At 35.1% G+C, this 7,928-nt stretch carries 7 protein-coding genes; 6 read left to right on the forward strand and 1 reads right to left on the reverse strand.

Translation table 11 applies throughout. The annotated features are described in order from the left end of the window. Positions 1 to 212: 212 nt before the first annotated feature. Positions 213 to 1,007: a hypothetical protein gene (locus KSO91_RS14880; protein WP_238743821.1), complete on the reverse strand. Its 795-nt coding sequence runs from the start codon at positions 1,005 to 1,007 to the stop codon at positions 213 to 215. 1,391 nt (positions 1,008 to 2,398) lie between these two features. Here KSO91_RS14880 and KSO91_RS14885 point away from each other — a divergent pair. The 6 genes from KSO91_RS14885 (at position 2,399) to KSO91_RS14910 (ending at position 7,278) form a co-directional block, all read left to right on the forward strand. Beyond that, positions 2,399 to 3,085: a hypothetical protein gene (locus KSO91_RS14885; protein WP_238743822.1), complete on the forward strand. Its 687-nt coding sequence runs from the start codon at positions 2,399 to 2,401 to the stop codon at positions 3,083 to 3,085. Between the two features lie 531 nt (positions 3,086 to 3,616). Further along, a complete protein-coding gene (locus KSO91_RS14890; RefSeq protein ID WP_238743823.1) occupies positions 3,617 to 4,372 on the forward strand; it encodes a YagK/YfjJ domain-containing protein in 756 nt (251 codons plus the stop codon). 184 nt (positions 4,373 to 4,556) lie between these two features. Continuing rightward, positions 4,557 to 5,123 (forward strand): tyrosine-type recombinase/integrase, encoded by a 567-nt coding sequence (locus KSO91_RS14895; RefSeq protein WP_238743824.1) that lies wholly within the window; start codon positions 4,557 to 4,559, stop codon positions 5,121 to 5,123. Positions 5,124 to 5,327: 204 nt separating this feature from the next. Further along, positions 5,328 to 5,957: a hypothetical protein gene (locus KSO91_RS14900; protein ID WP_238743825.1), complete on the forward strand. Its 630-nt coding sequence runs from the start codon at positions 5,328 to 5,330 to the stop codon at positions 5,955 to 5,957. A 117-nt stretch (positions 5,958 to 6,074) separates the two neighbouring features. Continuing rightward, positions 6,075 to 6,557: a hypothetical protein gene (locus KSO91_RS14905; protein ID WP_238743826.1), complete on the forward strand. Its 483-nt coding sequence runs from the start codon at positions 6,075 to 6,077 to the stop codon at positions 6,555 to 6,557. Between the two features lie 442 nt (positions 6,558 to 6,999). Continuing rightward, complete coding sequence (locus tag KSO91_RS14910) at positions 7,000 to 7,278, forward strand: hypothetical protein (protein ID WP_238743827.1); 279 nt, start codon at positions 7,000 to 7,002, stop codon at positions 7,276 to 7,278. Positions 7,279 to 7,928 lie beyond the last annotated feature (650 nt).

A 7,928-nucleotide genomic window follows, 5' to 3' on the forward strand; every position in this document is an offset into this window, starting at 1 on the left:
AACCGACGAAATTACTTGCTTCATTCTGTACGTTAATTCTCTTATTAACAGAGAAAATCGATAGGCTCTAAATAAATGGGCAGGGAAAAGTAATATTTAACTTGACGTGGGAAGTCATACCAACGCCGCGCTAAGCGGACTAAAACAGTGGGTTATAATGTGTAGCGAAGCGAAACGTAACCCACTGTTTTAGTTCCGTTTTAAGCGCCTTGTTATGTTTCATTTTTGCTTGCTATACCCTGCATGATTGAAATAAGTGTCAAAGAGATTGCCTTGTTATATTTTGTAAATTTATCTTTAGTAAAAGGCATAACGTTACCAACCCAAGGTTCTAATGACGGAAAATCAAGAACATCTTTTTCACTAATCTCTCCATTCCTATGAAGCAAAATATTACGCACCCTATTAGCTTCTGCTAGATAATTAACATTTTCCGCTGGAATATCTATTTTTATATCCAGCCAAGAGAAAGTTGTTTGTAACCTAGAGAAAAAACAAGTACCACCATTTTCTGTTGCGCCCTTAGCTTTAGACTCTATGCGTTGAGCTAAAGATAAAGCCTCTTCTGGATTCCAAGGCCATTTACTCATTTCAAACCGATTCTTTTTAAACTTACTTGCAAGGTGCTCCGCTACTTTATAATCATTTTTAATAAAATCTGTGATTATATTTACAATACCAGCTTCAAAAGAAGACCACATGCCAATAAAAGAATGAATGTAAAGCTCATGAAACTCCTCTTCCTCCATTTTTTTTGACCAAGTGGATAACTCTTCAGCTCCTGCAATAATTTGTTTTTTATGCTTATGAGGCCCGTTTACTTTTTCAAAAAATTCTAATTCACGCTTTTTCTTCACGTCATAATCAAAAGAGTTTTTTATACAACGTCTATAGTTAGATACTAAGAAAAATTCTTTCGTAATGTACGATGCAGCAAGATGCAGTGAATAAAATTTCCAACCACTTTTAGGGTCTGTACCTAAGACAGGTTTTATTAAACTACTCATCTAGCAGACTCCTCAATATGAAACATAACAGCTTATTAAACCGAAAAAGTCCATATTTATGGTGGAAATACGGAATATAAAAATTTATTGAAATTGATATTACAATACCTTTATTAATCATAAAATCAAATGATTAAAATAGTTGATCAAATAGTTATCACGTGGATAGATGGAAAAAGTCCGTATTAGCGGCGGAAATATGGAATAACGCCTACACTGCATATAAATACAGCCAAATACTAACTAATTAGGCGTTTTTATGAAGTCTCTCTTTTTATATTCAATTGAAGAAAAAATGCTATTTAAAAATTATGCAAAGAGAAAGAATAACCACGATAATTTTTTAATTAATTCAATAGATTACCGATGACAAACAAAGTGGCTAGGCAATTTCCGTTTACGTTTTTCTTGATCAATTAATCACTTTAGCAAGTGAAAACATGGATGTTTTCACTAATATCAGCCAATACAGGGACGTAATGTCTGAGATGGTGCGTTAAAAAGGGATTTATTTATCAAGATAAAAAAACGTCTCGGAACGGCATTCTTTGGTTACTTTCTTTTGCTGTTGAAAGAAAGTAACACGCCGTCAAGGGCGGAACTCCAACGATGAATTTAACACCAGTAATTACAAGCGAAATCCTACGAATAAACTATACGGCATTAATACCCGCTTTATAAACAAAAAAAACCGCTACTGATTGCTCAGTAACGGGTCTTAAAATGGTTGGAGTCGGCCGATAAGCCGAGTTGTGTGCAACAGTTAATATTATAAGTCGTTGAATAGTAAATATAGCACTTAAATTTGTGTGCAACAATGTGTGCAACCTAATATCGAATTAGGTATCTAATGTATTAAATAAATATAAATATAACTAAAATGATAAAACTTGGATGTTTTAAGATTAGTTTAAGATGGGTGGTGTAAAGGTTAGGTAAGTTTTTTAATACGATATTATGACAAATGAGGCGAAGTAGTATGATTGCTAAAATAATAGACATTTTAGTCAGGCTTATACTTTTATGTGTGTCGTGGTTTTTCTCTTGGGATATCACAATGTTCATATTTGGCACAGATAGCACGATCTTTGGTTTGGGTAGATACTTTGGCTTTGTGATAGCTATCATCTGTGTTGTTCTTGTTGATAAAACCTATCGTGCTTGGAGAAGAAGCACGGTGGAGTAATAAGTTAATAAACAAGCCCACCAGCGACTATCACCAATAAGGCCACACAGCTATGCGTTACTGACACGATTGTTTGTTAACCCAACAAATCCCTTAAATCAAAATCACCACTGTCATTTGATATTTAGGTGGTAAAAAAGCAAGCGATCACGGTAAAAATCAATTAAACTCAATCTTTAATGAAATAACCTGTAGAGTTTTGAGCATGAACAAAAGACATTTTTTATTGGCTATTTTATTCCTTACCGCTTGCGGAGAAGAAGCTAAACAAGATAAATTTATGGAATTAAGCAATAGTTACTTCAAAAGTGACATAGCTCAGGATCTTGATAAAGGGAACTATGCACCTCCTTACAATTTCAACGCAGTAACTGTTTTACATGATTTTTGTATGAACGAAATCTGGACTAATGAAATCCGTCAACGAATAACTCCAAGCATACAAGAAGACATATATTCCCTATCGGGGAAAGGTAATAACGGCTTATTAGGGAGATGGAGAGATGAAATACGTTCCCCTGCTCTCAATCAAAACTTTGTAGGTACTGCGATAACCATTGCAAGCCCAAATTATGTAGCAAAATCCATTTATCCTCGCTTGAATAAAGAATTAACTAACAGTGCTTATTACAAAAAAAATGCTATTTGGTTGAAGGGCATACAAAAGCAAACTTCATTACTTCATAAAAATAAAAAATTTAAGGATATGACTCCGTCAGAGAAAAAAGCTATGACGGATTTATTAAGCATTTTTGCCTGTGGATCAGTTGATATGATAGTTGGTGTCCATGGTGGCGATTCATTAACTGGTGATTTACTTTCTAATACAGTACAGACAGTTAATAAAAAGTCTCTGTCTGAAATAGGTGACATGGTTAAGGATTTTCAATAATCATTAAATTGTAAGCGGCAAGTGGATATCCCCTATTCAGGATGGGTGATCTATAAGACATCTAATATAGATATGCCTATTAATTAGCCGCTTAACCACCCTATAACCATCTAAAACAATTGAAAAATTCCCAGTAAATAACTGATTAATAAAGATAACCTGCGATTGCATGGTTGGTTTTACTGGCTTTGTTAAACAATATGGCAAAGCTTTTTCACATTCTGATAAAATAAAATAAATGCAAGCAAGCATCACGCCACATTGACAACAAGGCCTGCCAAATGGTACAATTAAGTACGTACCTAAAATGAGAGTATTGTAAAAGTAGCTCTTCACCCTACAGCCCCTTTGTAATATAGCTTTAGCCTCACCGCTCTATCAAAAACCCTTTAGCACCAACAGCCACAGAACCATTATGATAGCTGGGCTACAGTTCATTTCAGAGGTTACTCGTTATGTTGTGGTAACTTATTCAATACTATCTTTATAGGGTACATTCATACATAAGCACACACAGGAGGTACTAAGTGGATGGCAAGGTTAAAGTTAATCAAAGAAGATTTGTATATTAAGCATGGTAAGGGCTACAGGTTAAATCAGAACTATTATTACAACCAATCTCAGCTAGACAAATGTATTGAAACCTACGAGTCAGCGTTAAGTGATTTCACCTCAGTTTCGGCGTTCAGGGTTGATTTATCTATTAAAGCAGAGACTAGGGCAGCATACGATCCAGAAGATAATGTAATAACGAAGTTAATCACCGCACTAAAAGCCCGTACATACAAAGTAAATCACCAAGACGGCTCTACCTCAAGACGACAGTACCCATTCAAGTATGTCTGGAAAAAAGAGAATGGCACGACTAAAGGCACTCATTTTCATATTATGTTTTTCTTCAGTTTAAGAGATATAAACAAAGTAATGATTGATAAATCTAAAGTGTATTGTGCTATCAAAGCGATATGGAACACGGTAAACAAAGGGCATGGTGTTACTCAGTTGATAACCCACCGAGAAAGCTCGAACGAACAAATTAAGTATGAGTACGTAGCCAAGCCAACGCAAAAAGACAGCGCGTCCCATTACTTTGATATGTTATTCAGTGAATCGTCAACCAACAAGCACAAACTTAATCCTTGGGTAGTTATCAGAAACAATACAACTAACAGAATGAGCTTCATGCACTGGCTCTCATACCTTGCTAAACACTCAAACGCAGGCACCGCCGAACAGATTCAAAAAACAAACTCTATACGCAACTTTGGAGCAGGAGTTAAAAAGTAAATGATTAAGAAGCAATACCAAGCATTCTAAAACAGTGAACTAAGCAATTACATCAAGCATCATTAACCCTTTAACTTTCCACAATGTAATTAAGGAAAGTATACAGCAACCGAAAAACATTGACCCTAGTGCATAAAAAAGCCTATACTTTCCTTATCGATTAATTAAATAGGTTATGGAAAGTATGAAAGAAGTCGAAGCAGTAAAATCAATTGAAGAAATAAATACTATTAGTGTTTTGCTATCGAAGCACCATTCTCAACAAATGAGTGATATCTGGAATCTAGGAATAAACATGGCACTAAGGATATCCGATTTATTATCAATTAAGTTCTCAGGTATAGACCTAAATAAAAACCGTGTAACACTTACAGAAGCTAAAACCAAAAAAGTTGCAGTTATAGACCTTAACGTAAAAGCGCAGCAGATAATCAATAAAATTAGAGTAGAAAACCCAGAAGCTATTTATTTATTTCAATCCACCAGCAGCCGAAACAGAACAAATAAAGCACCTAAACCACTAACACGACAAGCAGTAGGTCAAGCATTCAAAGAGGTTGGTGAAACTCTCGATATATCTCTATCAACCCACTCAATGAGAAAGACAAGAGGCTATCATATTTATAAAAACACTAACGACATTGCAAAAGTAATGGATATGCTACGACATTCAAGTGTAGCTGTAACATTGAGGTACATCGGTATAACTCAAGAGGATAGGGCAAGGGATTACAACGAGCATGTCTTATAATGCCATTTAAAGCCCCGTAAACCGTTATTTTTGTATTTAGGTATCTAATAAGGGGCACACATTCTCCAAAATCTATATGTTTTGGAGGGTTGATTACAAATGTGTTTATTTGTGATGTCACATTAATTGTTGATGTTTTATTTAAGTATAATGTTATCGTTCGTTATTTTGCAATTTCATCATATTTACAGAAAGTGAAGCTATATGAAAACAATACAATTTATTGCAGGTGACTTCGGCGAAGGCGCTTGGGAGCTAGAAGAGCAAAACCTAAAATCGGGTTTCTATAATGTTGAGGAAATTCCGATAAGTGAAATTAAACAGATTACTAAGGAAAATGAAATAGGTAAGGATATTTATATCACGGTCGTAGTCGGAATAGATAAAACGTTTAAGGCTAAAACCCAAATTAAAACCTATCAAGCTTTATATGACACTTTTTTAAAGGTGGGAGGTAATCCTGTTGGTATTAAGCTACCCGTAAGGAAAAAATCAAAAGGGAATGTTATTTTTGCCCTTATCGGACTATTTTTTCTATATGCAATCTTTAATGGGGGCGATAGCTCATCAACCTCTGACCCGTTACGCAAGATGGCATTGCTGTCATCCTGTCAAGTCTCTATTGAAAAGTCAGCTCTTTATGGTGCAAGTTTTTCAGGTTCAGTCGGTGCATCTGAGAAGTATGAATATAGCAATGGTTCTGGTTATAATATTGAGTTTCCGTTTCAAATAAATAATGTATTTGGTGTATCGAAAAAAGCATTTGCTAGTTGTGACTTTGTAAATAGTGGCTCTATAATTCATCTTAGAATAGACGATGAAAAAATTTTCTAAGGACACCTTCTCAAGAGTGGCGTAAGACAATGGATCGCTTCCCAGATATAAAAAATCTGTCGTTTTCGTCATACAGCATTGATATAATGTACATTTAATTAACAAAAAGGTAATAATATGAGGTTTTTTATTGGTGTTGTGCTGTTAGTGATATCTGGTTTTGTTAATGCTGATGTATTCGATAATTTTCGCAGTGAATCAGATCATGTAACGAAAGAAATTGGCTGTGCTAAGCCTAAATTAATAACAGGAAATAAGGATTTGGCGGGACTCTACGGTTGTATCGCTGGAGTTGGTGAAACCGTTAAATTATTTATAAATGAAAAAGTAGGTACTGGAAAAGTAAATAATGTCAAGTTGATGTGGAACGACTGGACTAAAGATCTTGGTGATGGTCTTCATACTGACCAGTTCCTTGCAAAAAAATGGGTTTCTGTAGTGGCTACAATGTACGCGCCTAAACAAGTTGAAGAGGTTGTTAGTACCTTTTTTAACTCAAAAAATAAGAAAATAGAAAGCTCAACACATATTATTGAATATACCTATTATGTTGGCCCTGCGATTGATGAGCGCCTTCTTACAATAACTTCTAAGCAATAAACAGTAAAAAGGCTGCCAATTGGCGGTCTTTTTTATGCTCACTGATAAACACAATAAAATCACTATGACATTGTCACATCGTCTTAATATGTAAAATCCCACCCACCTTTGAATGGTTACACTGTAACTATTGGTTTGTTGTTTGTTCCCCTGGTTAATTAAATAATCATTTCATAGTTGCGATCTAAGCAGTGCAATGAAGAGAAAGGCAATCATAAGCGATACTTTTTAAAACGTCTCAGAAATCGATTTTCAGGGGCTATTTTGAAGTTAATACCAGCTATTAACATAAGCGTCATTTTGTGCATGTGCCCTATGAAGACAAAAGAGAGTCCAACATCAACAAATTCAGAACGCTCGGGTGTTTATGTTTTATTTGTTTTTTATTGTGTCGTAGTCTAAATTGAGCATTCTTCACACAATATATTAAAAAGGTACTAGCATGGGACTTTTCGATAAATTCAAAGCGACTATAATCAAAAATGAAGAAAATAAAATTGCTAATTTAGTAGGAGAGAGCGGTTATTTTACTAATGTAATGACTGATTTATTTGATGATGCTGAAAAATTACAGTATACATTAAACTGTTTTGATTCGTTTAAAAGCATGGTGCAATTTAGTAATGAGGGTGTTGATACGTGTTACAAACTTGATGACAATGATCGTTATCTGATAACATTTGACAATAAAACACAAAAATTTGTTGTGGTTGCTCCATAAAAAAGCTTTACCCATTAGGGTTATCCGATAGCTATTAGTATAAGTAGAACCACATACAACTTATAAAACACTTAACTCACTTAAGAGAAGCACTTGCAGGCGCTCTCCAAGGTCCTACAGCTGCTCTATTTAAAGAGCTACCAGCGCAGCAATGCAATTGTACTACCTGACGCAAAAACCAGCGAGAGAGCCGCTCCTTTGATATTTTAGGTTTATCAGGTTTAATGGAGAATAGGGGCACTCAATTGTTAAACACTGCGGAGACAACTTTAATGATTTTAGGATAACAACCTCGCATACTTTGATCCCCCCTTCCTCCCGTGAAATATAGTTATATTTGTCAATTGACGCTTTCAATATCGATATTAATGGTAGAAGCCCCCAAGAAAGAGGCTACATTCTGACTAAGCTATAAATTTTCAAAGTGAGATATTTTATCAACAGCACGCTTAACAACCTCTAACGGGAAGGTAGTAGTATAATTATCAGATAGACCTTGTCCTGTTTTTGAATGCCCCATAAGTTGTGAGCTTACGGCTGCATAGTTTGACTTGGGCGGTTAGCCCAATTCAGTCTTTTTTGGAAAGCAAGTCAGCCGTTACTCACTATTTTCTAGATAATTCCATGGCAGGTAATTTTCTGGGTTGGCT

This window comes from Psychromonas antarctica, assembly GCF_022267535.1.
In the GTDB taxonomy this organism is placed as follows: Bacteria; Pseudomonadota; Gammaproteobacteria; order Enterobacterales; family Psychromonadaceae; genus Psychromonas; species Psychromonas antarctica.

Coding starts and splice junctions, on each gene's coding strand:
- KSO91_RS14895 (WP_238743824.1), top strand. CDS start 4,557: ATGAAAGAAGTCGAAGCAGTAAAATCAATTGAAGAAATAAATACTATT.
- KSO91_RS14910 (WP_238743827.1), top strand. CDS start 7,000: ATGGGACTTTTCGATAAATTCAAAGCGACTATAATCAAAAATGAAGAA.
- KSO91_RS14880 (WP_238743821.1), bottom strand. CDS start 1,007: ATGAGTAGTTTAATAAAACCTGTCTTAGGTACAGACCCTAAAAGTGGT.
- KSO91_RS14890 (WP_238743823.1), top strand. CDS start 3,617: ATGGCAAGGTTAAAGTTAATCAAAGAAGATTTGTATATTAAGCATGGT.
- KSO91_RS14900 (WP_238743825.1), top strand. CDS start 5,328: ATGAAAACAATACAATTTATTGCAGGTGACTTCGGCGAAGGCGCTTGG.
- KSO91_RS14885 (WP_238743822.1), top strand. CDS start 2,399: ATGAACAAAAGACATTTTTTATTGGCTATTTTATTCCTTACCGCTTGC.
- KSO91_RS14905 (WP_238743826.1), top strand. CDS start 6,075: ATGAGGTTTTTTATTGGTGTTGTGCTGTTAGTGATATCTGGTTTTGTT.